Source organism: Marinobacter nitratireducens (assembly GCF_000708045.1).
Classification (GTDB): Bacteria; Pseudomonadota; Gammaproteobacteria; order Pseudomonadales; family Oleiphilaceae; genus Marinobacter; species Marinobacter nitratireducens.
The window spans coordinates 253,377-279,904 of sequence record NZ_ANIE01000005.1; the positions used below are offsets into that span (position 1 = coordinate 253,377).

The 26,528-nt window shown below is 56.6% G+C and carries 17 protein-coding genes; 12 read left to right on the forward strand and 5 right to left on the reverse strand.

Annotation, left to right across the window (positions count from 1 at the left end; all coding sequences use genetic code 11):
- Positions 1–7: 7 nt before the first annotated feature.
- Positions 8–874: an SDR family oxidoreductase gene (locus tag D777_RS08290; protein WP_036130501.1), complete on the reverse strand. Its 867-nt coding sequence runs from the start codon at positions 872–874 to the stop codon at positions 8–10.
- Positions 871–2,691: an acyclic terpene utilization AtuA family protein gene (locus D777_RS08295; protein WP_036130504.1), complete on the reverse strand. Its 1,821-nt coding sequence runs from the start codon at positions 2,689–2,691 to the stop codon at positions 871–873. The genes D777_RS08290 and D777_RS08295 overlap by 4 nt, the downstream gene beginning before the upstream one ends.
- A 146-nt stretch (positions 2,692–2,837) precedes the next feature.
- Between D777_RS08295 and D777_RS08300 the strand changes: the two genes are divergently transcribed.
- Positions 2,838–3,461, forward strand: coding sequence for a TetR/AcrR family transcriptional regulator (locus tag D777_RS08300; RefSeq protein WP_036130507.1), 624 nt, complete (start codon positions 2,838–2,840; stop codon positions 3,459–3,461).
- Positions 3,462–3,524: 63 nt separating this feature from the next.
- Here the strand turns inward: D777_RS08300 and D777_RS08305 are convergent, their stop codons facing one another.
- Complete coding sequence (locus D777_RS08305; RefSeq protein ID WP_051669018.1) at positions 3,525–6,014, reverse strand: penicillin acylase family protein; 2,490 nt, start codon at positions 6,012–6,014, stop codon at positions 3,525–3,527.
- A 373-nt stretch (positions 6,015–6,387) separates the two neighbouring features.
- Between D777_RS08305 and D777_RS08310 the strand changes: the two genes are divergently transcribed.
- The 7 genes from D777_RS08310 (at position 6,388) to D777_RS08340 (ending at position 17,720) form a co-directional block, all read left to right on the forward strand.
- Positions 6,388–7,452, forward strand: coding sequence for a hypothetical protein (locus D777_RS08310; RefSeq protein WP_051669019.1), 1,065 nt, complete (start codon positions 6,388–6,390; stop codon positions 7,450–7,452).
- Positions 7,453–7,505: 53 nt separating this feature from the next.
- Entirely contained in the window at positions 7,506–8,516 is a 1,011-nt protein-coding gene (locus D777_RS08315; RefSeq protein ID WP_036130510.1) for a putative solute-binding protein, read from the forward strand.
- Positions 8,517–8,533: 17 nt separating this feature from the next.
- Positions 8,534–10,585 (forward strand): TRAP transporter large permease subunit, encoded by a 2,052-nt coding sequence (locus D777_RS08320; protein ID WP_036130512.1) that lies wholly within the window; start codon positions 8,534–8,536, stop codon positions 10,583–10,585.
- Between the two features lie 152 nt (positions 10,586–10,737).
- The gene (locus tag D777_RS08325; RefSeq protein ID WP_051669020.1) at positions 10,738–13,374 is read left to right on the forward strand and encodes a S8 family serine peptidase; all 2,637 of its coding nucleotides are present in this window, start codon (positions 10,738–10,740) and stop codon (positions 13,372–13,374) included.
- Positions 13,371–13,853 (forward strand): protease complex subunit PrcB family protein, encoded by a 483-nt coding sequence (locus tag D777_RS08330; RefSeq protein WP_081849506.1) that lies wholly within the window; start codon positions 13,371–13,373, stop codon positions 13,851–13,853. Before D777_RS08325 ends, D777_RS08330 begins: the two co-directional genes overlap by 4 nt.
- Positions 13,854–13,920: 67 nt before the next feature.
- On the forward strand, positions 13,921–15,816 hold the full coding sequence (gene parE, locus D777_RS08335; RefSeq protein ID WP_036130515.1) for a DNA topoisomerase IV subunit B: 1,896 nt from the start codon (positions 13,921–13,923) through the stop codon (positions 15,814–15,816).
- Positions 15,817–15,947: 131 nt separating this feature from the next.
- Positions 15,948–17,720 carry an SLC13 family permease gene (locus tag D777_RS08340; RefSeq protein ID WP_036130518.1) on the forward strand — a complete coding sequence of 591 codons (1,773 nt, stop codon included), beginning with the start codon at positions 15,948–15,950 and terminating at the stop codon, positions 17,718–17,720.
- Between the two features lie 6 nt (positions 17,721–17,726).
- Here the strand turns inward: D777_RS08340 and D777_RS08345 are convergent, their stop codons facing one another.
- A complete protein-coding gene (locus D777_RS08345) occupies positions 17,727–19,004 on the reverse strand; it encodes an EAL domain-containing protein (protein WP_036130520.1) in 1,278 nt (425 codons plus the stop codon).
- A gap of 524 nt (positions 19,005–19,528) precedes the next feature.
- On the opposite strand from D777_RS08345, the gene D777_RS08350 reads away from it, so the two are divergent.
- Positions 19,529–20,074, forward strand: a complete 546-nt coding sequence (locus D777_RS08350; protein ID WP_036130523.1) for a cytochrome b — start codon at positions 19,529–19,531, stop codon at positions 20,072–20,074.
- 55 nt (positions 20,075–20,129) lie between these two features.
- Positions 20,130–20,714 carry a YceI family protein gene (locus tag D777_RS08355; RefSeq protein ID WP_036130526.1) on the forward strand — a complete coding sequence of 195 codons (585 nt, stop codon included), beginning with the start codon at positions 20,130–20,132 and terminating at the stop codon, positions 20,712–20,714.
- A gap of 29 nt (positions 20,715–20,743) precedes the next feature.
- On the opposite strand, the gene D777_RS08360 is transcribed toward D777_RS08355, so the two are convergent.
- Positions 20,744–22,381 carry a methyl-accepting chemotaxis protein gene (locus tag D777_RS08360; RefSeq protein ID WP_036130529.1) on the reverse strand — a complete coding sequence of 546 codons (1,638 nt, stop codon included), beginning with the start codon at positions 22,379–22,381 and terminating at the stop codon, positions 20,744–20,746.
- A gap of 592 nt (positions 22,382–22,973) precedes the next feature.
- Between D777_RS08360 and parC the strand changes: the two genes are divergently transcribed.
- Both parC and serB read left to right on the forward strand, forming a co-directional pair.
- Positions 22,974–25,268 carry a DNA topoisomerase IV subunit A gene (parC, locus tag D777_RS08370; protein WP_036130537.1) on the forward strand — a complete coding sequence of 765 codons (2,295 nt, stop codon included), beginning with the start codon at positions 22,974–22,976 and terminating at the stop codon, positions 25,266–25,268.
- Positions 25,261–26,493 carry a phosphoserine phosphatase SerB gene (gene serB, locus D777_RS08375; protein WP_036130540.1) on the forward strand — a complete coding sequence of 411 codons (1,233 nt, stop codon included), beginning with the start codon at positions 25,261–25,263 and terminating at the stop codon, positions 26,491–26,493. Before parC ends, serB begins: the two co-directional genes overlap by 8 nt.
- The last annotated feature ends 35 nt before the right edge of the window (positions 26,494–26,528 follow it).

Sequence of the window (26,528 nt, forward strand, 5' to 3'; positions counted from 1 at the left end):
GTATCCCTCAATCCTCACTCAACACTTTCGGGGTGACGGCCCGGTGAAAGCCGTTGAAGGGTTCATTGTTCTTGGCTTTGGGTAGCGGCCAGACCCGCCCGCCCTGAGAGCCTCCTCCGTCAATCCGCAGGCAGTCGCCGTTCACGAATGACGCGCCGGGGCTAAGCAGGAAACAGATCGCGGCACTGACTTCCGATTCGGTGCCCATACGTTTGATCGGCACGTTGTCTCCGAGGCTGCGAATCCATTGCTTCATGTGTTCCGGGTAGTTGTCCATGCCACTGGAGGCGATCCAGCCCGGTGCGACGGCGTTTACCCGAACCCCGGAAACGCCCCATTCCACGGCAGCGGTCTGGGTAAAGTTGACCATGCCCGCCCGGGCAGCACCAGAGTGCCCCATACCTGGCATGCCACCCCACATGTCCGCGACGATATTGACGATGGCGCCACCGGTTTTGGACAGGGCCTGGGTGTAAGCTTCCCGGGCCATGAGAAAACCGCCGGTCAGGTTGGTGCGCACGACCGTTTCCCAGCCTTTCTGGTTGATGTTGGTCAGTGGCGCGGGGAACTGGCCGCCAGCGTTGTTGACTACGCCGTGCAGGTTGCCATGTTCGCCGATGATGGCTGCCACGGTGGCCTTGACGGATTCCTCTTCCCGGATGTCGCACACGTGCGCAGACGCGATACCGCCGTCTTCCAGAATTTCGGCTTTGACGTGTTCCACCTTTTCGGCCTTGCGGCCAACCAGAGCAACGCGAGCGCCCAGGGCAGAGAGTTCGTGGGCGGTGCAGCGACCGATACCGGAGCCCCCGCCGGTGACAATAAAGACCTGGCCGTCGAACAGACCGGGGTGAAAGATCGATTGATAACTCATGATCGGTTTCCTTTATCCAGAATGGCCTTGCTGACCGGAATGGGGAATTCAAGCAGCTGCTGGGCAAACGCCTTGCCCTGGGGGTCGATTCGAAGGCTGGCAACGCCGCCTCCGCCAAGGCTGTGTTCCAGCAGGAAATTGAAGGCGTGCAGTCCCGGCATCGGCCAGCGGGTGACCTTGCCGTTTGTGGGATCAAGCGTGTGAGCCATCCAGTCGGCGACCGCCTCTTCGGTAAGCGCGGCGGCGATAAACGGAACGTATTCAGGGTGCCGGGCGATGACGCCAATGTTGCTATGATCCCCTTTGTCGCCACTGCGGGCCCAAGCCAGTTCGATCAACGGCACGGTGGTGTCTGTCTCGACCGATTCCGCGCTACTTGACGGAGCCTCGAGATTACCGGGTTCGAAGCCACCATCGGCCGCCACCACGACCGGGAGTGTCTGATCACCCATGACAACGGCAACGTCGATTCCGGTTTTGGGAACCAGGCACGAATAGAGCCGGATCTTTGGCCATACGGTTGGCCGGCCTCCGACAATACCGGTGATCCCCGGGGCCATGCCTGTCGCCGCCTGGGCAATTTCACGGGAGAAAAGAACCAGGGCCTCCTTCTTGGGGTGCGCGGTGCTGATCTTTACGACCACTTCACGAGTGTCCTGACGGGTCCCGTGTGGGCCGTAGGTGGATTCGGTGCCGAGGAGTTCAACGCTGGTCTCGGTGTACTCCGGCAGGCCTCTTTCGGCGAACATCCGGCTGGTTTTAGTCAGGATTGCGTCGGCAACTGTTTGGGCTTTGGCGGATGCGTTGATGCCGGCCATCAGGAAGGTGACGGTGCATTTGAAGCCGTCAGGCCAGGTGCCGGAGACTTTGTAGCTATCCGTCGGGGCCATGCCTCTGGCGCCCTCGACAAGCACCCGATCGTTCCCAAGTTCTTCCAGGCAAACTCCGGTGAAATTGCAGGTAACATCTGGAAGCAAATAGGCGCGAGGATCACCGATTTCGTAAACCAGTTGTTCGGCCACAGTCCCTCGTGTGACCTGGCCCCCGGTGCCCTCCGGTTTCGTGATGACAAAGCTGGCATCCGGCTTGATCTCGGCAATCGGGAAGCCCATGTCGGCAAAACCGTCAGCGACGTCTTCCCAGTCGGTAAAGTTACCGCCAGTTGACTGCGCACCGCACTCCAGGAGATGGCCGGCGAGGCTGCCCTGGGCCAGTTTGTCGTAATCGGTCCAGCTCCAGCCGAATTCATGTACCAGTGGAGCCAGCACCAGGGCGCTGTCCGCTACCCGCCCGGTGATAACGATGTCAGCACCCTGTTCCAGAGCGGCAACCAGCCCGGGTGCGCCCAGGTAAGCATTCAGGCTCACCATCATTGGCGGCATCGCTTGGCCGGTGGTCATTTCTGAGATGCCTGAGTCGCTTAGCTTTTTCTTTTGCGGGAGCAGGTCGTCACCGAGGACCAGGGCGATTTTCAGATCCACGCCGGCCTTTTCGCAGACAGCCTGCAAAGCGTCCCGACAGGCGATGGGATTGACGCCGCCGGCGTTGGCCAGTACCCGTATTCCTTTCTCCTGGATGTCGACAAGCAGTGGCGCCATGACGGTCTGGACGAAGTCCCGGGCATAGCCCTGGCTTGGGTCTTTCATTTTCTGGCCCGCCATGATCGACATGGTGATCTCGGCCAGGTAATCCGCTACGAGGTAATCAATATTGCCTTTGCGAACCAGTTGCGCGGCGGCGGTTTCGGTATCGCCCCAGAAGGCGGCGGAGCAACCGATGCGGACGGGTTCGGTCCTGCGAATAGTGGAGTCTTCCATTGTGTCTGCCTTGCTTCAACGGATGGTCGTTGTTTTGTTCGGGCCGGAGCCAAGGTTGAAATGACAATACCAAGCAAGCGCTTGGTTTGTAAACAGGCAAATGTCAGGTAGAATTGTTGGCCTGATTCGACTGCTGGAAATTGCCTGTGAACCAACCCGACATCCTCCAAGCCCTCATTAGTGAGAACCTTGTTTCCGATCCCGCAGGGGCTCGGGGACGATTGCTTCACGAAGCCGCCCGGTTATTCCGGGACAAGGGCTATGAAAGGACGACGGTCAGGGATCTGGCTGCCGCAGTAGGCATTCAATCCGGCAGCCTGTTTCATCACTTTCGCAGCAAGGAAGAGATTCTCAAGGCTGTGATGGTGGAAACCATTCGCTTGAATACGGCCCTCATGCAAGCGGCGGTCGAGGAGGCCGAGACGCCAGAACGGAAGCTCAGGGCGTTGGTTCGGGCGGAACTCGAGTCCATTAACGGCCAGACTGGAGAGGCCATGGCCGTTCTTGTTTTTGAATGGCGCAGCCTTTCCGAGGCCTCGCAGAAAGAGGTTCTGGAGCTGCGGGATATCTACGAGTCGCTGTGGCTTGATGTGCTCGGGACATTGAGGGAGCATAGCAACCTCCAGGCCGACCCGTTCGTGGTTCGTCGTATGCTGACTGGAGCTCTGAGCTGGACGGTGACCTGGTATCGCCCGGAAAGGGGAGGGCTGTCGTTGGATGGACTGACAGACCAGGTGATGGCCATGCTTGGTTTTGCGGTGCCTGCCTGATCCGTCGTCGTTAGTGATTGTCTGCGGGGGCTCTTCCCTGAGCGCCCCGTTCACTTCAGTTTTTTAGTTGGCTATCCGATCAAAAAGCCGGTATTGCACCAGATTCTCGTCTGAGCGAATGGCCTCTTCCGTGTAGGGGAAGGATATCCACTGTTTCTGGGAGTATGCCTTGGTCATATCCTTGTAGTAGGGCGATGCCGGGTCCGTTGACTGCGAATAGGTAATAAATCCCTCCGCAACAGGGTTGCCATTGTCATCCCAGGTTACGGTCTGGATATAGCTGTTGCCGTAGGTGACATCGTAGGTGCCGTCGCTAAGATCGTTCGGTCGGGTGCTGGCAATGGTAAAGCTACCGGTGAAGCCCTCGCCGCCGAAGACAGGGATCGATTCGTCGTGAATGCCGGACTGCTGAATCTCACCCATGGTTGCGTCCATGGCGATGGGGGAATCCTGGATTCGCTTCACGCCATCTGCAAACGCAGTCTGAATCAGCGGGCTGGCGACGTTGAGGCCGGCTGGGGTATTAACTGGGTCGTTGGCATCAAACGGAACCAGCCATTTCTCGGGTGAGGTGATGGGTAGCGGGTCGATTCCACGCCAGAACTCCCGCCAGATATGTCCGCCGGCGGATTCGAGATTGTTGGTTCCATCCCATTCGCGCAGTACCAGGCAGGCCTCGGTAATATCCACGGCTTCTCCACTTGAAGACAGCAATGTACCCAGCGGGCAGTAAGTATCGAGGACCGACTGCCGTGCCAGTTGCTCGGATTGCACGCTGCTGCCGAGAACAACCTCCTGCAGGTTCGCGAGATCAAAACCAACCGAGCCAGGCAAGCCATCTGCACCGCTCAGGCGATCCTGGACCTGCTGAATGCACTTGCGGGTTCTCAGGGTTCGCTGGGTTTCTTCGTCACCGATGATGCCTGCAAAGCCGGTCAGCGGCTCCTCGGGGTTCGTTACCCAGTAACTGTCGTTACAGTTATGAACCCAGTCATCTCGGGTCAGCGTTGGCAGATTTCCCGGGCCGAAGATACCGGGAGCGGGCGCGTCTGCATCGGTGTCCCACTCACAATCGGCCCTGGAGCCATCAAGGATTGGAAGGCCTGGCGCGAGTTGCTCAAAGACCGGAGACAATGCCGTGGCGCAGCTGGAGGCTTTTGCGTCGCTGACATTGGGAACGACGGTGACGTCACCATAGTAGGCCTTCTGTCCGGGGCCGGTCGCCACCGTGTTGACCCAGGGAACGCCAAGAACACTGCCGTGGAGCTCAATGAATTCATCCAGACTCTCTGCCTGGTTCCAGCGGAAAAACTGGTTTAGCAAGCGATCATTCTCCGCGTTGGCGTCGCGCAGTGTGTAGGCCTTCAGCGACGTCCAGTTGAGCACCGGTACGCCTGCCGCTTCAAAGGTCAGCATGGGGCCGAACTTGGATCGATAGAGAGTGCGGGTGCGCTCACCAATGCTGCCGTCGTCTTCGAGCACTTCGATTGAAATGTCGGTGCTTTCCATATCCCGGAATTCCCCCTCGTAAAGATATTGTGTGGGATCGGCCGGGTTCAGCGTCAGCTCATAGAAGGTAAACCGATACGCGGTTGAAACCGTGTGGCTCCAGGCAAAGTTCTCGTTGAAGCCGATGAGTACCGCAGGCAGTCCGTAGAGCGCGGCGCCCATGATCTCTGTGCTGTCACCCACCTTGAGATGCGCGAGATACAGGCGCTCCGTTTCCTGCCAGGGGAAGTGGGGGTTGCCAAACAGTATCGATTCGCCCGTACGGGTGGCGCCCGATGAAAGCCCATACATATTGCTACCGATCGGCAGCTCGTCCCCGAGTGGGAACGGCAGGCTGTCTGCTCCGGCGTCGGACAACGTTGTCAGCAGGTCCTCGGCACTGGTGTCGTTCAGGTTCAGTGACGACGGCGGTTGGGCGGTCGCGATGCCGTCGACAAAGACGGAAGAACTGGCCAGCACTGAAAGTCTCAGGTAGCGACGGTACATGTCACTTTCTTCCAGTGCGAAGAGCCAGTCGGCACTGCGACATTCTTCATGGCGTCCGGGGTGTTCGCCTGCCTTGATCTCTTCCACATAGCGGTTGAAGCCGGCGACATAGCCGCTGGATGCCTCGAGCACTTCGGGATCACTGTTGGCCTTGAATGGCGCAATCGCGTCGTCTGTCAGGGTTGTCCGCCAGAAAAAATCGGCATTCAGATTGGTGGTGGATGTACCGTTCGAGGGGATTGTGTAGTTCCCGTTCACGCCAAGGTAGCGGGACCGGAGACCCCGAACAGTGAGCGTATCCCGGGCGAGCAAGCAAAGGTTGTCCTCGGCCTGGGCATAACCGTAAGCATAGCCCATGCTGGTGAAATCCTTCGCCTCAATATGGGGAATGCCGAATGAGGTGCGACGGAGAGTAGCCTGGACGTTTGATAGTTGATCGCCGGCTACGGCCCCGGTCTTCGGGGTGTTCGTGGCATCTGTTGAGGATGAATTTGACAGGCAGCCAGAGAGGAAAAAGGAGCCAAGGAGTACAGAAATGAGTGGTTTGGAATGAACCATATTATCAGCCTTGTTTTGTTGTTGTAATGACGTTGGAGGAAACGGAGTCGGGCTGAAAAAGGTTCCGACAAACTGTCAGATTGGCAGTTGGTGAGTTGATTGGTACAAATGTTCCAGAAGCAGCTATATTTAGAAGTCATTGATAAAAATCAGAAAAAATAGATACGCCCGGTTTCCGAGCGGGCCATTGGCCTCATCGGCATATCTGTTTCGGCATTCCTGCCATTTTTGTCCGACAGGTTTAAACGCATTCTTTAGCCATGGGGAACACCGGGCGGGGAAACCTTTTTGGGTCTGATACGTGTTCTCCATCGACAAGGGCGCCAAAGACGGTATCCCAGATACATAAAAACAATGCACAACAGGGCGAACTATGACTTCCTCACTGATGAACACACTGGTGCGCAAGTTAAGCACCATTCCTCGAATCATCTCTCTTGCTGTGATTGCCTTGCTTGCAGGCTGTCAGGCAAACCCGATCTACACGACAACCGGTGTCGTGCTTTCAAACTATTCCGAAGGCGAGGCAACCCCCTACGTGCTGCAGATGTCAGATGCGAAAATGGCGTGTGCGCTGGGCGAGGGCATTGACCCGCTGCTGTACTCGTTTTCACGGGTAACGGATGCGCCGGATACCACGGGCTCCCTGCTCATGCTTCTTGCGGGTAACTGTATGGAATACCGGGCCTGGGAAGCCGAGCTTGAGTATCTCAGTGCCGATTATCAGGGCAATGTACCTGCCGCCAAGGACGCCCGGGAGCGCGCCAAGCGGCTGAACGCTCAAACCGCCCAACGCCGCTACGCATCCTTCCAGCGCGCGATGACCGCATACGAATTTGATCCTGCCATGGAACCTATGGAGTGCCCCTTCCTGTTCGACGATCAGGATGAACTCACGTTCCTGCTTGGACTGCTCACTGGAATGCAGGCGATTGTAAACGATGCCAACTCCGGCGCCATGGCAGGTGTTCCCAGAAACATTGCACCGCAGGCGGAGCGTGCGGCTCAGTGCGTGGATAACGAGAAGTGGGGTGGTCTTCCAAATGCGATTCGCGCGTTGGTTTGGCTGCTGTTGCCTGACACCCGCCCGGCACTTTCGCCGGACCCATGGATGGTGCTGGAAAACAGCTCGGAGATGGGTATAGAGAAGGGGATACGGGCATCAATGGCTCTGGAAGCCGTGGCTGCGGAAACCTTTGGGCGCCCGGATGTGCTTGAGAAAGTCATCGCCCGGTTTGCAGAGTCGAATGCAACCATTGATGTCTGGGAAGAGTATCGTCTGGTAGACATGGTCGCCCACGATGTTATCCAGTTCTCGTCTGACAAACACTGGATTGCCAATTACGGCTATCGGACACCACAGAGCTTCTTCGGAAAAATGTCGCCGGAGCGTGACACCGAAAGCGTCGAAACCATGAGCCTGGACGACCTGCTTTGAGCAGGTCACCACGTGACTGAATCTAAAATCACAATAATGACCCGGAGGTCGCTATGATCCGCAAATCCCTTGCTGCTCTCACTCTCGCTGCCGTTGCGCCGATGGCATCCGCGCAATCTGTTCCAACCTGTGTCTTTGACGTTATTGGTGCCAACGGGGACCTGTTCAACGTTGCCAAGGACTATGCGCTTGAGCTCAAGGCTCACGGTATGGACCTTGATCTGAAGCCTTATACCGATGAAGGCGTTGCAGTGGGTGACTTCAACGCCGGCCAGTGTGATGTGGTGGTTGCTACCGATCTGAGAACGCGTCCGTTCAACCGCTTCACCGGCAGTATCAGCGCCGTTGGTGCGTTGCCGACCTACGATGACCTGAAAACGCTGCTGGCAACGCTGTCACAGCCTAAAGCTGCGCCTTTGATGAAGAATAACGGTTATGAGGTCCTCGGTATTTTCCCCGTGGGTGCGGGCTATCTCTTTGTGAACGATCGCAGCATCGACACTGCAGGCGAGCTGGCCGGTAAGCGAATGGCCACTCTGGACTATCAGAAAGACGCCATTCACATGGTGAACTACGTGAAGGCGACCGTTGTGCCGTCGGACATTACCAATTTCGCGGGCAAGTTCAATAACGGCTCAGTCGATACTGCCTACGCGCCGGCTTTCGCCTACGAGGCGCTGGAACTTTACAAAGGGCTGGGCGACAAGGGCGGCGTTGTGGATTATCCACTTGCCCAGCTGACGATCCAGGTTATTGCAAAGGACGATGTGTTTGATGATGCGACGGCTCAGAAAGCCCGTGAGGTTGCCTGGGGCATGTACCCGCAAACCATGAGCCTGATTGAGAGCCAGGAAGCTGCTATTCCGGACGAGAAGTGGATCAAGATTTCGGAAAAGGACATCGAGGGTTACCAGGAAATGTTCCGTCAGAACCGTCTGGAAATGCGTGACGGCAAGAACGGCGCTCCAGATGTCTACGACCCGAAAATGTTGAGCCTGCTGGCCAAAATCCGTTGTGCCAGCAACCCTACTGCGTCTGAATGTACTGCAGGCAACCGGGAATAATACGAGGCTGATCAATCATGAACTGGCGCGCTATGGCGGCGACAGGAGCAAAAACCCTCTACCCCGTGCACAAGATGCACGGGGCAGTTCTGCTCCTGCTCCTGATGTTTACCCTGTTGTTAGGTATGGGGAACTCTCTTCACTCACGTCTCTTGTGGGTTGGTGAGCAGACCTGGCCCAACTACTACCTGCTCAATCCCGATGCGACGGAGCCAACGTGTCAGCTGGAAATGGATGTGGATGCTGAAATCCAGAAACGGATTGATGCCTACAAACCGGATCCGGATGATCTGTTCAGCTCGCCGCCCAATCCTGACGCCATCCGAACCTCTCTTGAGAGAAACATGGCTCTGTGCGAGCAAGAGTACGCGCTCTACGAGCAGAACATGGCGAATGCGACACCGGCATTGGGGGTGTTTAAAAGCGTCGAGCAGGGGCTCGCAAAATTCCTGCTTGATAACATAGACCTGACCAAATTCCTGTTCATGGCAATGTTCGCCATGGCTGCGGCGATTGCTGCGCTGGATGCCGACCACATTTCGCTCAGGTTGCCCCGCAATCGTGCGGAATGGCGCCTGAGTCAGGGGACCCAGTTCGTGGTCAATGGTTTGATGGTCGCTTCGCTGTATTCGTACCTTGGTAAGCTGGCCACATCGCCCGGTGCCGAGACCACGATGAGCCTCCAGTATGGCTGGGCGGCGGTGTTTGGACTGTTTATGGTGATCAACGCGATTCGGTTCGTTAACGTGCCGTCTCGTGTCAAAGCCGGCAAGCTGGCGTTGTCATCCGGCCTGGTGGTCCCGCTCTACTGCGCCATGGGCCTGATTGCCATGAGTTACTTCTTCCTGGTGGATGGTTACGCCTCGGGGCTGGCGATCTACTTTGGCATGATGTCGAACCTGTCCTCCATGTTTATCAATATCGGCCTTTACGTTCTGGTCGGTATGGTACTCAAGCAGACACGCCTGCCGGAACTGCTGCTTGGGGTGATCAAGCCTTTCAATCTGCCTGCCCCGATGCTCGCGTCGGTGATTATCTTTGCAACCGCGTTCCCAACCGCATTCACTGGTGCTTCGGGGATTTTCATTCTTGCCGTGGGCGGCGTCGTTTATGACGAGCTGCGCAGGGCAGGTGCTGGAAGGCAGCTTTCATTGGCAACAACCGCCATGTCCGGCAGTCTGGGTGTGGTCCTTAACCCCTGCCTTCTGATCGTGGTCGTGGCGGCGCTAAACAAAGAGGTCACAACCACCGAGATGTATGGTTGGGGCTTCTGGATTTTCATTATGTCAGCGACGTTGTTCTCCGTGATTGTCTGTAAGACGGAAGGTAACTGGAAACCGCGTCCCGCTCCGGGTGCTTTCCGGGAGTCTCTGTCCCGGCTGAAGCCCCTGGCTCCCTATGTGATTGTCGGAGCGGTTGTGATCCTGGCGATCTGGATTATTCTGGGACTCAAGTTCAATGAATACAGCGCGCCTCTGATTCTTCCGCTGGTGATGCTGGCCCTGGTCTACCTGGATGCCGGCAAAGACAGCCGCGAAGACGGTGAATCGCGTTTGCAGGCGTTCTGGTCTCGCAGTGCTTCAGCAGCCAGCGATTCGGCTGTACACATTGGCGCTCTGCTGGCGCTGATCGGTTTCTCGATCTGCCTGGGCGGTATTCTGGAGCGTTCCGACATCGTCCACGCGCTGTTCCCTGAGCACCTGACCAGCCCGTGGATTGCGATGATGGTGATCGTTGTCATGCTGACCTTTATCGGTATGGTCATGGACCCGTTTGGTGCCGTTATTCTGGTGTCGGCCACCATTGCCCAACCCGCTATTCAGCTGGGCATTGACCCGCTGCACTTCTGGCTGGTGTGTCTGGTAGCGTTCGAGCTTGGGTACCTGAGCCCGCCGGTTGCGTTGAACCACCTGCTTACGCGCCAGGTGGTGGGCGAAACCGAGGTGCTGGCGGCCGAGCGAACCGGTTCTTTCTGGCACAAATACGAGCGCCTGTTGCTGCCGCTGGCGGTGATGGGGCCAACGCTTCTGTTGGTGGCCTTCATACCAATGCTGTTCTACGCCCTCTAGAGTGGTATGAACACGACGAGCCGCCTGCAGGTAATCCCTTCAGGCGGTTTTTCGTATCTGTCTCCAGACGATGTGCACGGGTTAACAGTCGGTAAAAAACGAGTCACGTCGAATGTTGTATCCTTGGGGTGTCGATCACTGGAGCTCAGAGTATGCGGTTCAAAGGCAAGGCAGTAGGGCAGGCAAAATCGACCGTTGTGATGGCGCTTGCCGGCATTGTCGCAGCGTGTGGCGGTGGTGGGTCCGGGGGGAGTTCGACCCCCGAAAACATCGCGCTTGCCGGAACTATTGATATTGAGGCCGGAACCCGCGTCGATTCGGACAGCGCGGATGTTCTCTGGCTGAATGATACGCCGCTGGATTCCCCGCAACGCTTGCCGCCAGAATTCTTGCTCGCGGGCTACGTCAGCCAGGCAGGGGGGAATTATCCAGCTCTTTCCGGACTGCCCGCGACCGAGTACTTCGCTGATCCGTTCGATGAGTTCTCAATGAGCCTGCAGAGCGGGCAGACAGTTTACCTTCAGGCCTTCGGGACCCGTGCGGGAAGCTCCCAGTTGGAGCTTGCATTGCTGGACGGGAGTACCGTGCTGGCGAGTGATACCACGGCAACCACGGGCCAGATCCGTGTGGCGGTGCCCGATACCTCGGCTGATGGCACCTATCAGATCAAGGTGTCGGCGATCGGTGATACACCGATGCTGTATGTTATGTCGACTTCGGCATCAGGAACCACCAGCGGTTTGTCGTTTTCATGGCCCGACTATCCGTTTCGAGAAGGGGAGGCTATTGTTGCCCTGGCCGATACGGGCCCGGGTGCCTCGGCAGCGGCATTGGACGGCTTGTCTGTCGCTGACTCCAGGCGAGAACTGGCACCGGGGCTGTGGCACCTTCGCATGAATCGGTCTTTCGCCCGGGAACACGCGAGCGAAAATGCGACGCTTCAATGGATTGAGCAACTGAGATCGTCGCCTGGCGTCGTGTCGGTGACTCCCAATTACGAAATGAAGGCCCTGTCGCCGGTCAGTGAGCCGCTGTATAACGACCCGACCCTGGGGCAGCAGTGGCATTACAGCCTCATCAATGCACCAACGGCCTGGCAGGTCGTCGGTGATGGCGGGATCGGTCAACGAGTGGCAGTGATGGATACCGGTCTGTTTGCCAGCGGCAGCGGCTGGCACTCCGAGATTGTGGGCAACTTACCATCCCCGCTGCCAGGTGGCCTGGATTTCGTTGACGATGACAGCATTCCCCAGGATCCGGGGGATGAACTCGGAAGCAGTGTCTATCACGGTACCCATGTGGCGGGGACTGTGGCAGCTGCCGTCAACGGCTCTGGAGGCGCTGGTGTTGCCTATGAGTCAACGTTGTTACCGGTCCGAGTGCTGGGCGAAGGGGGAACGGGTTCCTCTGTTGATCTACTGGAAGCCTTGCAGTGGGTAGCCGGGCCATCAGGCGGGGAGCGTCGTGCGGATATCGTGAACCTGAGTCTGGGTGGCCTGCCTGAAATCAGCTCTATGCAGTCGGCAATTAACACCGCCACTGGCAAAGGCGTCATATTTGTTGCAGCTGCCGGCAACTCGGCCACCAGTGAAAAGTCCTACCCTGCGGCATTTGATAATGTCTTTTCAGTGAGCGCCGTCGATGGCGCCGGGCGTCTGGCGTCCTATTCGAACTTTGGCAGTTGGATCGACCTGGCGGCACCAGGCGGCGACGCCAGTCGTGACGGCAACGCCGACGGTCGTGGCGACCTGGTCAGCAGTACCAGCGCCAGCTTTATCGACGGATCTCTGAAAGAGTCCTATATCGGTCTGCAGGGAACCTCCATGGCGGCGCCCCATGTATCGGGTGTTATAGCGCTGATGAAAAGTGTGAATCCAGCGCTGGATTACGGTGCCATCGATGGTTTTCTCAGAAGCGGGCAGTTGACGGAGTGCGGCGAGTCAGGGTGTGTGAAAACTGATAGCCTTGGCTGGGGCTTGATCGACGCTGGCAAGGCGGTTATGGCCGCGTCTGACGGATCTATTCCGGCTCTGCTGGTTGCCTCTCCGGCCATTGTCAGCCTTTCCTCCGAGGGGACGCTCCAGCAGACAGTGACGGTTTCGATGCTGAGTTCCAGCAGTGGAACGGCAACAATCGATTCGATCTCCGAACAGGCTGACTGGTTGTCTGTCAGTGGTATCCCGGATGCCAGCGCGACGGTTAGCAGCTTTGAGTTGACGATGACGCTGGATCCTGACGCGCTCGATAGCGGGATCTCAGAGCGGGAAACGGTCACCGTAAGCTACACGACGGACGAGGCCCGCACCCTGGACATTCCCGTAGTAGGGCAGACTGTGAGTGATCAACAGGCCCGGAATGCCGGCCGGCATTTCGTATTGTTGGTGAATCCTGAACCCGTTGGCGGGTTCTACGAAGCGGTGGCGCAAACCAGTGCCACCGCGAGCAATGGGCGGTATTCCTTTGCCTTTGTGCCCGATGATGGTGAGGAACCCCGACAGCTCAACGAGGTTTCACCGGGAAACTATATTCTGGTGGCGGGCACGGATCTCGATAACGATGGCCTGATCTGCCACGCGGGCGAGGCCTGCGCGGAATACCCGGTTGCAGGCTTACGACAGGAGATCACCATAACCCGTGGTGAACCCCTGACCGGGATCAACATGACAACCAGCTACACCCGCCCCACCATTTCGGCCAGTTCCCCCGATCAGTTGCCGCGACCGGACTTTACTGGTTACCGCCTGATGAGTGCTGACCAGGAATCCCGTAAGGCGATAGCGACTCCATGATGACTCATCCAAAAGCAGCATTACTGGCCGTTTTTTTTGGTGGTGCGCTGCTAGGCGGCTGTGCGGCCACGGCGAAAACCGAAACCGCATCTGGCGCCCCGCTAGCGCGACAAATTGCCCAGTCCGCCCATTGCGGGCTGGTTGCCCCCGGCCATCTGCTCATCCGAAATGAAGCGGAACTGGCTCGGCTTTCGTCCTTGCCCGGACGGAATCTTTCGCTGGCACCGTTCCGCCAGATCGACTTCCGCCAGGAAACCCTGGTTCTCGTAGCGCAGGGGCAGAAGCCTACGGGTGGTTACGCCATCACTCTTGAGGAATCGGCCATCCTGGATGAGGAGTTGGTGCTCACGGTGTCGGAGCGATCGCCAGAGCCAGGCTCTATGGTGACACAGGCTTTGACAACACCGTGTGCCGCAATTGCCGTCACAGCCGAAGGCTGGAACGATATTCGAATCACTCACCGGGAAAACAACCGTTGATCTTTGCCGCCGATTCCCTAAGCTATGGCTCAGCTTATTATTCCAAATTCGGAGTCACTTCCAGTCTATGAGCCAGCAACAATACAACGCCGATGCCATTGAAGTTCTGAGCGGCCTTGATCCGGTCAGGAAACGTCCGGGAATGTACACCGACACCAGTCGGCCGAACCACCTGGCTCAGGAAGTGATCGATAACAGTGTGGATGAGGCTCTGGCGGGCCACGCGCGCCGGATTGATGTTGTGCTCTACAGCGACGGTTCGCTCAGCGTTGAGGACGATGGTCGTGGTATGCCGGTGGACATTCACAAGGAAGAGGGCGTGCCCGGGGTCGAACTGATCCTGACCCGTCTGCATGCGGGTGGCAAGTTCTCTCAGGGTAACTACAACTTCTCAGGTGGCTTGCACGGGGTGGGGGTTTCCGTTGTAAACGCCCTGTCCACGCATCTGGAAGTCACCATCAAGCGGGATGGTCAGCTCCACCGGATCACCTTTGCCGACGGCGAGAAGGCGAGTGAACTGGAAGTCATCGATACCGTCGGGAAGCGTAACACCGGAACCCGGCTCAAGTTCTCTCCGGATCCCAGCTATTTCGACAGCCCCAACTTTTCGGTCAGCCGCCTGCGTCACAACCTGAGGGCGAAGGCGGTTTTGTGTCCCGGCCTGACAGTCACCTTTGTCCAGGAAAAGACCGGTGAAAAGGACGAGTGGTACTACGAAGATGGCCTGCGTGATTACCTGCGAACGGCTCTGACGGACATTGAAGCCGTGCCGTTTGATCCGTTTACCGGATCTTTCTCCGGAAACAAGGAGGCCGTGGACTGGGCGATACAGTGGTTGCCGGAGGGCGGTGAGGCGGTCATGGAGAGCTATGTAAACCTCATTCCAACGGCGCAGGGCGGAACCCACGTTAATGGTTTGCGAACCGGGCTGCTGGAAGCCATGCGGGAGTTCTGTGAATTCCGAAACCTGTTGCCTCGGGGCGTAAAGCTGTCACCGGAAGATATCTGGGAAAGGGCCGCGTATGTGCTGTCGTTCAAGATGCAGGAGCCTCAGTTCTCCGGGCAGACCAAGGAGCGGTTGTCTTCGAGGGAAGCGGCGGCTTTTGTTTCCGGCGTGGTCAAGGATGCCTTCAGCCTGTGGCTGAACCAGCATACGGATGTTGCTGAGGCTCTTGCCGAACTGTTTATTTCCAATGCCCAGCGTCGCTTGCGTGCGAGCAAGAAAGTGGCGCGCAAGAAGGTGACGTCAGGTCCGGCCCTGCCGGGCAAGCTGGCCGACTGTTCCGGTGGTGATACCGCCCGCTCGGAGCTATTTCTGGTAGAGGGTGACTCCGCTGGCGGTTCCGCCAAGCAGGCTCGTGACCGGGAATTCCAGGCTGTGATGCCGCTGCGGGGCAAGATCCTCAATACCTGGGAAGTGGACTCCGGAGAGATCCTGGCTTCTCAGGAAGTCCATGATATCGCCGTCGCCATCGGTGTGGATCCGGGCTCAGATGACCTGGACGGCCTGCGTTACAACAAGGTCTGCATCCTCGCCGATGCCGACTCTGACGGCCTTCATATCGCAACGCTTCTATGTGCCTTGTTCGTCAAGCACTTCCGCCCGCTGGTAGCGGCAGGGCATGTCTTTGTGGCGATGCCTCCGCTCTACCGCGTGGATCTGGGCAAGGAGACCTTTTACGCGCTGGATGAACATGAGAAGCAGGGCATTATTGATCGCCTGGCGGCCGAGAATCGTCGCGGCAAGATTGCCGTTACCCGCTTCAAGGGCCTCGGTGAGATGAACCCGCTGCAACTGCGGGAAACCACCATGGCTCCCGATACCCGTCGTTTGGTGATGCTGACACTTGAGGAAGGCGACCAGACTGATGAGCGCATGGACATGCTTCTGGGTAAGAAGCGTGCGTCGGATCGACGTGCGTGGCTGGAAACCTATGGAAACATGGCGGATATTGCGGTTTGACCGCGGAGCCGGCCGGGGCCGGCCTTGAATCTTCTATATGCTCTACAGTGATTTAAAAATCACTCTTTATTCTTTTTCTGTATTCCGAAAACTCGTTATGCTGCCGGTTTTACTCGCGGAGAATACCGTAAATGGACTGGCAAGGCTGGTTTTCGCTGGGATTGGCCGGCACCGCACTTATTCTGATGAGTTCCGGACGGTTCGCGCCCCACATGGTGATGATGGGTGTGTTGGTCGTGCTGAGCGTCAGCGGTGTGGTTTCACCTGACCAGGCCTTATCCGGTTTCAGTAACAGCGGGCTGATTACGGTGGTCGCTCTGTTCGTGGTGGCAGCCGGCATCCATCATTCCGGTGGTGTTGATCTGCTAGTTCATTATCTTTTGCGTTCGCCAAAAACCGTTCGCAGTGCCCAGGCCCGCATTGCACTTCCGGTGTCCTTTCTCAGTGGATTTTTGAATAACACGCCCGTCGTGGCGACCATGATTCCGGCCGTGCACGCCTGGTCCCGGAAAATCGGGGTGTCGCCCTCAAAGCTCATGATTCCCCTGAGCTACTCAGCGATCCTGGGTGGCACACTTACCCTCATTGGGACAAGCACCAACCTCGTCGTAAATGGTCAGTATCAGCAACTGACCGGGTCCGAGGGATTTTCCATCTTTTCCATTACCTCCGTGGGCCTGCCTGTTGCTGTTATTGGTGTTGCGGTAATGCTGCTGGTGTTACCCAGGGTGCTGCCAGATCGGAAAGATCAGCAGAAATTCGGTTCCATGAGGGAGTTCACTCTGGAAGTGGCGGTTTCCTTTGATGGCCCGTTGGTCGGGAAAAGTGTCGGTGAGGCCGGGCTCAGGGAACTTGAACGTCTTTATCTGGTGGAGATCGAGCGCGATGGCAGTGTGGTTACTGCCGTGCCTTCCGAGGAGCGCCTGCGGGGTGGGGATAGGCTGGTCTTTGCCGGTGATACCCAGGCGATCTCTGATCTGTTGCGCATCAATGGCATCGTGCCATCGGTTCATGAGGACGAGCCCAGTCTGAGCAAAGACAGAGCAGAGAGGCGATTGGTTGAGGCGGCTCTTTCGCCACAGTCTGATGTGCTGGGTCTGACTATCCGGGATGCCCGCTTCCGGGATCGGTATGGGGCGGTTGTCCTTGCGGTCGCTCGAGGTGGGGAGCGGGTGTCCGGAAACCTGGGCAATATTCGTCTGAAGCCGGGCGATGTGCTGCTCCTGGAGGCGCGCCCCGCGTTTGTCAGCCGCCAGCGCTATAACAAAGACTTCCTGTTGATCAATGATCTCGACACCGAGACACCCAGGCATGACCGCGCCTGGCTTTCCTGGGGTGTGCTCGTAGTGCTGGTCGGGCTTGCTGCTTGTGGGGTGCTTTCCATGCTCAACGCAGCACTTTTAGGTGCGACATTGATGATTCTGCTAGGTTGCTGCTCGATCATTCAGGCCCAGAAGGCGGTCGATATTCCGGTGGTTCTGACCATTGCGTCGTCGTTTGCCCTGGGGGCTGCGTTGCAGCAAACCGGGGCCGCCACCTATGTCGCCGAGGGTATCCTTGGTATGAGTCACGGCCATGTGCTGCTGGCGATCTTGCTGGTGTATTTTGCTGTTTCGATCCTCACTGAGGTAATCACCAACAATGCGGCGGCCGTGCTGGTGATTCCTATCGTGCTGTCGATGACAGCCACCATGGGGGTGTCCCCGGAGCCGTTCGTGATTGCCGTCATGATGGCAGCGTCGGCCAGCTTCGCGACTCCGCTGGGGTATCAGACCAATATGATGGTGTTCGGGCCCGGTGGGTATCGGTTCAGTGATTTCCTGCGGGTGGGGCTGCCGATGAATCTGTTTATCGGCCTGATGACGGTGCTGGTGATTTCGCTGGTTTACGAAATCGGTGTCTAGTAGCGCTCAGTTTTCGGTATTCGCCAGGATGTCGCAGCACAGAACCCGAAGCTTGCCCTGATAGTAAAAACCTTGTGAGAGGGTGACGCACATATAGGCTCCGCTCACACACAGATAGGGGGCGGTAACCTGTAGCTGCTCTGGCTGAGCGAGGGCTTGCCGAAGGTACTGCTGCCGAAACCAGTCGGCGCTGGTGGTGCTCTCCAGGGGCCGGAAGCGAGGATCGAGCGCGCGCGCCCGGCTATCTGATATCACGGTATCCTCAAGCTGGATTCCCTTGTTGTCTACCAGGTAACAGCGGGAGACAGCGGGGTGATTCAATAATTCGAAACAGGCCTGGTGCATGTTCGAATCTTGGCAGAGCCTGTCAATCGTGTGTTTGAACAGGTCCCCGAAAAAGTTCGTCAGTTGCTGAGTGGGATCCAGGGTCACCCGTCGTCGGTTTTTGTATTCTCTCAAAAGCTCATCAAGATTGGTGGATGCCTGAGCAACCTGCTCCAGTTCAATGCTTGGCCGCTGAAAATAGAAGCCCTGAACAAAGTCCACTCCCGCGTCAATGGCAATCAGAGCCTGATCTCGGGTTTCCACTCCCTCCAATAGAACCAGGCACCCCGATTGATGGAGCAGTGACACAATGCCGTTGAGTATTTGTCTGGCTTTATGATCTTCGGTGGCTCGGGTGAGAAGGGTCCGATCAAGCTTTACGATATCTGGCGACAGGTTCCAGATTCGCTCGAAATTGGAGTGGCCTGCACCGAAATCATCGATAGCGGTCAGGCATCCCAGTTTCTTGTAATAGGCGACGGTTTCTTTGAGCCTTTGGGCATCATCGGTCGGTTGCTCGACAATCTCCATAACGATGCGATGAGGCGGAAGGCCCGTTCTCTTGAGCAACTGACCGAAAAACGAATCAGCTTGGCTGCCGCTGGTAACAACGCGAGGGGAGACATTGAGGAACAGCCAGTTGAGTTGGTCCTCGATACCGCTGTAGTTCTGGATATGGAGATAACGACAAAGCCTGTCGAGTAGAAGGTTTTCTGCGTCTGATGCAGGAAGCTGAAACAGGTGTAGAGGTAATACAGCGGAGTTATCCGTATCAAATGCCCGGATAAGTGCCTCGTAACCGACAATGCGTTTGTGAGAGATGCTGTATATGGGCTGTAACGCGGTTTTCAGCTTTAAACCGCGGAAGTCTGCGGTCCAGCAAGTCCCATCCTGGTTAAGCATGGGCGACAGCAAATCGAGCTCAGGCGCTGCCAGCTTTTCTGGGAGGGATGTGGACATAAACGGTTCTGATTGGTTAAACGAAAACAACAGCCGCCTCAGAAGGGACGCCCGTACTGTCTGCAACCAGGCACATACTACTTTAGAAGTAAAAATGCTCGATGCATGTGCGGAGATTGCCAAAAAATGACAATCATTACCACTGTTTCATGTTAAAACAGAGAAACCGTTTGTATCTTTAGCGGGCTGTGGCCCAATCAGATAGAGTGCGTGGCCAATTAAGGCCGCAGCACTCAGTTGTTGCTTGGTACAACAACGTTCTCGTCAAACTCAAGTTCCATGATGTTTTTCCTTTTATGGATAAGGCCCCGCAGCGGGGCGATTAGTCATGGCTAATTATTGTCACTGCTATATTTTTGAACAATCCGTAAAACCCGTATTCGACCAAAGGCTTGGGAACTGATTCCGGGGAACTTGGTCAATTATTCTGATGTTGCCCTGCAAAACATTTCGATTGGTTTCGGCCCGTGGGGTTTTTAAACTCGACAGCTCACTGGATTCAAGGAATGAGGTCTTTCCCGACGATGTCACTCAAGAACACTCCCGCGCACTACGGAACGGTGATGGTAGCGATTCATTGGCTTGTCGCGTTTGTCGTCTTCGGACTGTTTGCGCTCGGCGCCTGGATGGTCGATCTGACCTACTACAGCGAGTGGTACAAGACGGGCCCGGACATTCACCGAAGTGTTGGTGTGTTGCTGTTTTTTCTGATGCTGTTCCGGGTTGTCTGGAAATTCGCTAACACAGGGCCCCGACCGGTCCCGTCCCACAAGCGCTGGGAGACGGTTGCGGCCCACGCTGCCCATGGCGTCCTGTATGTTCTGTTGTTCATCGCTATGGTTAGCGGCTACCTGATTTCCACCGCAGACGGTTCAGCCATCAGCGTTTTTGGTTGGTTTGATGTGCCTTCAGTTACCGGACAGATCAAGGGTATGGAGGATGTGGCCGGCTCAGTCCACTACTGGTCAACCTTAGGTATCCTCATACTCGCGGTCATCCACGCTCTCGGCGCGTTGAAGCATCATTTTCTCGACCGGGATGAAACTCTGACGAGAATGCTCGGTCACTGATCAATTTCTGTTTCTGTTACAGCCCCCTGGGGCCTTCAATGAAAAGGAGAGGTTCATGAAAAAGGTTTTGCTCGCTTCTGCAGTATCCATGGCGCTAACGGCTGGTACTGCCTTTGCGGATAATCACAGCGGTACCTACGCATTTGACAGCAAGGGCACACATCAGTTTATAACCTTCAAAATTTCGCATCTGGGTTACAGCTGGCTGTATGGTCGTTTCAACGATTTTGATGGTGAGTTCGTGTATGACGCGTCAAATCCGGAAAACAGCTCGGTCAACGTCAGCATCGATACCAGCAGCGTTGACTCCAACCATGCTGAGCGTGACAAGCACCTGCGTAGCGAAGATTTCCTGTTCGTTGATGAGTTTCCTGAAGCCAGTTTCAAGAGCAAGCGAGTGGAGCTTGATGATGAGGGCGAGGCGGATATCGTAGGGGATCTGACGCTGCGAGGTGTAACCAAAGAGGTGACGCTTGATGCCGAGATGATCGGTCATGGCGAAGACCCGTGGGGCGGCTACCGGATGGGCTTCGAGGCAGAAACAGAGCTTCGCCTGAAAGACTTTGGTATTCCCATGGAGCTTGGCAAAGCTTCCGAAACTGTGGAAATTATTATCTCCGTTGAAGGCATTCGACAGTAAAATGCCCGGGTGAAGGCGCAGATTCCGGGCTAAACCCGGAATCTGCCTGTCTGATCCCGCAATTGGCTCGCATAACCTTCCAGCGAGCGGCTGATACCATCGATATCTCTGGATCGTTCAGCACTGGTTTCTGCCAGGTCGTTGATTTCAGTAATACTTCGGTTTATCTCGTCAATTACCTGAGTCTGTTCTTCAGTGGCGGACGCGACACTGGTGTTTACATCGCTGATATTGGTCATCGCTTCAAGAATTCCCTGGATCTGCGATTCGGCCTCGGTGGCCAGTTTCTCGGTCTCTGCCGCCTCGGAGCTGCCGCTCTCCATAACTGAAACAATCTCGGCGACGCCGGTCTGCAACGTCGTGATCATGGTCTGAATGTCTTCGGTCGACTGCTGGGTTCGTTGGGCCAGAGTTCGAACCTCGTCTGCGACTACGGCGAAGCCTCGTCCCTGTTCACCCGCTCTTGCTGCCTCAATGGCCGCGTTCAGCGCCAGCAGATTTGTCTGTTCAGCAATGCCACGAATTACATCCAATACCGAAGTGATGTTCTCAGAGTCTGACGCCAGTTTGCGGATGACTTCGACCGCTTTGCCGATTTGGGTGGCAAGCCGATGAACCTGTTGTGACGAGTTGCGGATAATCTCGGCACTGGTTCGACCGTTGTTTTCCGCTTCCTGGGTGCTTTCCGCCGCCCGAGTTGCATTTCCGGCCACTTCCTCAATGGCGCTTTGCATCTCGTTTATCGCGGTCGCCACCATGGAAATAGCGTCGGTTTGTCTGGCGACACCATCGTGGTTGTCGTTGGCGGCTGTGGCGAGGTCGCTAGCACCCTGGCTGAGCTCTTGAGTCAGGGATTGGATGTTGCCAATCATCCCCTGGAGGTTCTGAAGAACAAGATTGAAACTCTTGGCCAGCTCCCCAAGATCGTCCTCCGTCCTGACGGGAACTCGTTGAGTCAGGTCGCCTTCGCCTTGAGCGATGTTGTCCAGCTGAGATCGAAGCGTCTGAATGGAGTTGATGATGACTTTGAGGAAGAGCATGAACAGCAGTACCGAGGCCAGCACGGATACAATCGTGATGATCAGAATGGTGTAGGAACTGCTCTGGCCCTCGGCAGAGGCGTATGATGCCCGCTGGTTGGCTTGTTCATCGGCGTGGGCGCCGACCTTGTCAAAATAATCGCGGAGTACTGAAAAAAGCGCGCTGGTTTCTTCCTGCTCCAGATTTCTCGCGCCGCGGATGTCTCCGGACCGGGCCAGGTCCAGTACTTTTCTGGCTGATGCCAGCCAGTTTTTGTAGGCCGAATCAAACCCTTCGATGGCGTCTTCAACGCCGGTGCCCTGAAGCCTGTTTGAAGCCTGCTTGAAGCGATCGAAGGCTTGTTGGGCGTTCTCATCAAAGTCTTGCAGGAGTTCACGGCCATCCCGGTTGTTGGCAGCGGTGTCGATATACGCCATCTGGGCAACCAGGGCTTGGTAGAGGTCCCGGTCAGCATTCAGAACCTCGCTGACGGAGGGCAGATATATGCTGGAGAGTCTATCGGTGCTTTCAACCAGATCTGTTGTTGTTCGCACGCTGTACAGCCCAATGAAGACGAGTGCGATAGCCGAGATGATAAAAGGTAGTGCGATTTTCGTACGTAAGCCCAATCGTGCAAGAAATTCCACGATTTACCCCTTTTTTGTTGTGCTGTTTTCCAAGAAGGATAGCAGGGATTGGCGGTCGGTGAACGGGGTTTGGGAAGGTTTTCGGAAACGCTTGCCCGGGTCAAGAACCGGGGATGGGGGGCTCGGTTTATGTCAGTGTGAGGGCCTGGATGATTTGGTCGGTTCCTCGCAGGATCTACAAAGATGGCGTTGGCGCCAGAACTGGCCGGCAAATATAACCAACCAGATCAGCAAACCGGCCCAAAGGTAGGGCTCTGGTACTTGGAAGCTGCCGCTGATGGCAAACTCCACCAGGAGCATCAATGCAACGGCCAATACTGCGTTCACCATAGCTGTTGCCATAGCCTGCCCGCAGGCTTTGAGGTTAGGTCTCATAGTGTTCCGCTTGTTTAAAAGGTAAAACGGCCTTCTATATCGCTGATGGTGAGGATACGGCGCACATTACAGCCTCTCCATTCGGGAATTCCGCTATTGGAAATTGGTGTATCCGGGCAAGCGTCCATATAATGTGCCCTCGCGACCACGTCCGTGAATATTTGCGGCGCAGAGGGTAGCATCACCGGCGAATTCAAAACAGGCAAAAGAGGCATCCATGCCAGAGTTCCAGACAACGGATGAAGGTTTTGAGCGGGTTTCACTGCGGGATTACACGGAAAAAGCGTACCTGGACTACTCCATGTACGTCATCCTGGATCGGGCATTACCGAATGTTGGGGACGGGCTGAAACCGGTACAGCGGCGAATTGTCTACGCCATGTCGGAGCTCGGATTGAAGTCCACCTCCAAGTACAAAAAGTCAGCTCGTACCGTAGGTGACGTGCTGGGTAAGTTCCATCCTCATGGCGACAGCGCCTGCTATGAGGCCATGGTCTTGATGGCCCAGCCCTTTTCCTATCGTTACCCTCTGGTTGATGGGCAGGGTAACTGGGGGTCTCCGGATGATCCGAAATCCTTTGCTGCCATGCGATACACCGAATCGCGCCTGGCCCCGTTTGCCGATGTGTTGCTGGGCGAGCTGGGCCAGGGTACGGTGGATTGGGTGCCGAACTTTGACGGAACCATGGAAGAACCTTCTGTGCTTCCGGCACGCCTGCCTCACGTTCTTCTTAATGGTACCACTGGCATTGCCGTTGGTATGGCCACTGATATCCCACCCCACAATGTCCGGGAAGTAACCGCGGCGAGCATTCGTTTACTGGATCAGCCGGATTCGACGGTGGACGACCTCTGTGAGCATATCAAGGGACCTGATTTCCCGACCCGTGCCGAGATCATCACCCCCCGAAAGGACATTCGCCAGATGTACGAAACTGGCCGGGGTTCTCTACGGATGCGGGCCCGGTGGATTCGCGAAAATGGTGAAGTGGTGGTGACGGACTTGCCGCACCAGGTGTCCGGGGCCCGGGTTCTGGAGCAGATTGCCCAGCAGATGCAGACCAAGAAGCTGCCCATGGTGGCTGACTTGCGGGACGAATCTGATCATGAAAACCCGACCCGCCTGGTGATTGTGCCACGATCCAATCGTGTGGATCTTGACGGCCTGATGGCTCACCTGTTCGCCAGTACGGATCTGGAAAAGACCTACCGGGTCAATATCAATGTTATCGGCAACGATGGCCGCCCGGGTGTAAAAGGGCTTGTGGAGGTTCTAACCGAATGGCTGGCGTTCCGGAAGGAGACCGTAACCCGTCGGCTTCAATACCGGCTGGATAAAGTGCTTTCCAGGTTGCACATCCTGGAAGGTCTGTTGATTGCCTATCTGAACATCGACGAAGTCATTGAAATAATCAGAACCGAAGACAAGCCGAAGCAGGAATTGATGGCACGCTTTGGTTTATCCCCGGAGCAGGCCGAAGCGATCCTTGAGCTGAAATTGCGGCACCTGGCCAAGCTTGAGGAGATGAAGATCCGTGGCGAACAGGACGAACTGGCGGCCGAGCGGGATGAATTGCAGGCCATCCTCGGATCAGAAGAGCGCTTGCGTGAACTGATCAAGGACGAGCTGCGCGCAGACGCCGAGACTTTCGGTGATGATCGCCGATCCCCCATCGTCGAGCGTGAAGAAGCTCGTGCATTCAGCGACGCAGATCTGGTGTCCAATGATCCGGTGACGGTTGTACTGTCGGAGAAAGGCTGGGTGCGGGCCGCCAAAGGGCACGACATTGATGCACAAGGCCTGAACTACAAATCCGGTGACCGTTTTGCCCTGGCGGCCAAGGGGCGCAACAATCAGCAAGCGATCTTCCTGGACTCCACGGGGCGGGCCTATTCGTTGATGGCGCACTCACTGCCTTCGGCAAGAGGGCAGGGGGAGCCGCTGACCGGGCGTATTAACCCGATTGCCGGGGCTACGTTTGCGGGCGTACTCATGGGTGAGCCTTCCCGAAAAGTCCTGCTGGTGACCGACGGAGGATACGGATTTGTTACCTCTCTCGGAGAGATGGTCAGCAAGAATCGTAACGGCAAGGCGGTAGTGTCGGTGCCCAAGGGCGCAAAAATCATGGCGCCCGTTGAGATTCCAGACACCGAGAAGGAACTGTACATAGGTGCAGTGTCCAACGAGGGCCGCATGCTGGTCTTCCCGCTGAGCGAGTTGCCGCAGCTGGCAAAAGGTAAGGGGAACAAGATCATCAGTATTCCCTCGGCCAGGGTGATGAACCGGGAGGAGTTTGTTGTGGCGCTTGCGGTCTTCGCCCAGGACGATCAGCTGGAAATACGAGCCGGCAAGCGCAAGATGGGTCTCCAGTTCAGTGATCTGGAGCATTATCTTGGCGAGCGCGGTCGGAGAGGTCACAAATTGCCAAGAGGCCTGCAGCGTGTCGATGCCATTGATGTGATTCCATCCGCGGCCAGAGTTCAGGAAGAGGAGAGCTCCGAGAGTGAGTGAACTGGTACTGATTAACGTATCCGGCCGCGACAAGCCGGGACTGACCTCTGAAATAACCGGCATCATGGGCCAGTACGATGTCAGGATTCTCGATATTGGCCAGGCGGTGATTCATGATCACCTGACCTGGGGCATCCTGATCGAGATCCCTGACGAGTCCAAGTCGTCACCGGTGATTCGCGATTTGCTGTTCCGGCTCCATGCACTGGACCTCCAGGTGCATTTTGCGCCGATTACCATGGAGGAGTATCAGGCATGGGCTGCCGGCCGTAACCGTGCGTGTTACATCGTGACGCTGCTGTCCCGGGACATCAAGGCGGAGCAGATTGCCCGGGTCTCGGCGATTACCGCACGCCACGGGCTGAACATCGATAACATCACCCGCCTGTCTGCCCGCCCCTCGCTGAATCCGTCCGAGAACCGGATTGCCTGTGTCGAATTTTCTGTTCGGGGCACCCCCTCGGATCTGGAAACGCTTCGGGCCGACTTCCTCCACATCGCTGGCGAGATGAATGTGGATATTGCGTTCCAGGAAGACTCGATTTTCCGCCGCAACCGCCGTCTGGTGGTTTTCGATATGGATTCGACGCTGATTGAGGCGGAGGTCATTGACGAACTGGCTATGGAGGCTGGCGTTGGCGAGCAGGTTGCCGAAATCACCGAGCGTGCCATGCAGGGCGAGCTGGACTTCAGTCAGAGCTTTGCGGAGCGATTGGCGTTGCTCAGGGGGCTGGACGAGTCTGTGCTGGAGGGTATCGCGGCGAGACTGAAAATGACCGAGGGCGCGGAGCACCTGATTCGCAGCCTTAAGGGGCTTGGCTACCGGACAGCCATACTCTCCGGCGGTTTTACTTACTTTGCGCGACACCTGCAGAGCAAGTTGGGTATTGATTACGTCTATGCCAACGAGCTTGAGATCGAGAATGGCAAGGTCACCGGGCGAGTTGCGGGCCAGATTGTGGATGGCAAGCGAAAGGCCGAGTTATTGCAGGAAATCGCAAAGAAAGAGCATATTTCCCGTGAACAGGTCATCGCTGTTGGTGATGGTGCCAATGACCTCCCAATGTTGAGTCAGGCCGGCCTTGGCGTGGCATTCAGGGCCAAGCCCCTGGTGAAGGAATCGGCTCGCCATTCCATCTCGACTCTGGGCCTGGACGCCATTCTTTACCTGATTGGTTTCCGCGAAAGCGAGACCAATCAGAGTCTCGAAAAGTCCGGCTTTTAGTCCATCCACAAAAAACGGCGCCAAGATGGCGCCGT

What these genes read in the sequence shown, in the direction of transcription:
- D777_RS08290 (WP_036130501.1), bottom strand. Translation starts at nt 874, where the DNA reads ATGAGTTATCAATCGATCTTTCACCCCGGTCTGTTCGACGGCCAGGTC.
- D777_RS08295 (WP_036130504.1), bottom strand. Translation starts at nt 2,691, where the DNA reads ATGGAAGACTCCACTATTCGCAGGACCGAACCCGTCCGCATCGGTTGC.
- D777_RS08305 (WP_051669018.1), bottom strand. Translation starts at nt 6,014, where the DNA reads ATGGTTCATTCCAAACCACTCATTTCTGTACTCCTTGGCTCCTTTTTC.
- D777_RS08310 (WP_051669019.1), top strand. Translation starts at nt 6,388, where the DNA reads ATGACTTCCTCACTGATGAACACACTGGTGCGCAAGTTAAGCACCATT.
- D777_RS08315 (WP_036130510.1), top strand. Translation starts at nt 7,506, where the DNA reads ATGATCCGCAAATCCCTTGCTGCTCTCACTCTCGCTGCCGTTGCGCCG.
- D777_RS08320 (WP_036130512.1), top strand. Translation starts at nt 8,534, where the DNA reads ATGAACTGGCGCGCTATGGCGGCGACAGGAGCAAAAACCCTCTACCCC.
- D777_RS08325 (WP_051669020.1), top strand. Translation starts at nt 10,738, where the DNA reads ATGCGGTTCAAAGGCAAGGCAGTAGGGCAGGCAAAATCGACCGTTGTG.
- D777_RS08330 (WP_081849506.1), top strand. Translation starts at nt 13,371, where the DNA reads ATGATGACTCATCCAAAAGCAGCATTACTGGCCGTTTTTTTTGGTGGT.
- parE (WP_036130515.1), top strand. Translation starts at nt 13,921, where the DNA reads ATGAGCCAGCAACAATACAACGCCGATGCCATTGAAGTTCTGAGCGGC.
- D777_RS08340 (WP_036130518.1), top strand. Translation starts at nt 15,948, where the DNA reads ATGGACTGGCAAGGCTGGTTTTCGCTGGGATTGGCCGGCACCGCACTT.
- D777_RS08345 (WP_036130520.1), bottom strand. Translation starts at nt 19,004, where the DNA reads ATGTCCACATCCCTCCCAGAAAAGCTGGCAGCGCCTGAGCTCGATTTG.
- D777_RS08350 (WP_036130523.1), top strand. Translation starts at nt 19,529, where the DNA reads ATGTCACTCAAGAACACTCCCGCGCACTACGGAACGGTGATGGTAGCG.
- D777_RS08355 (WP_036130526.1), top strand. Translation starts at nt 20,130, where the DNA reads ATGAAAAAGGTTTTGCTCGCTTCTGCAGTATCCATGGCGCTAACGGCT.
- parC (WP_036130537.1), top strand. Translation starts at nt 22,974, where the DNA reads ATGCCAGAGTTCCAGACAACGGATGAAGGTTTTGAGCGGGTTTCACTG.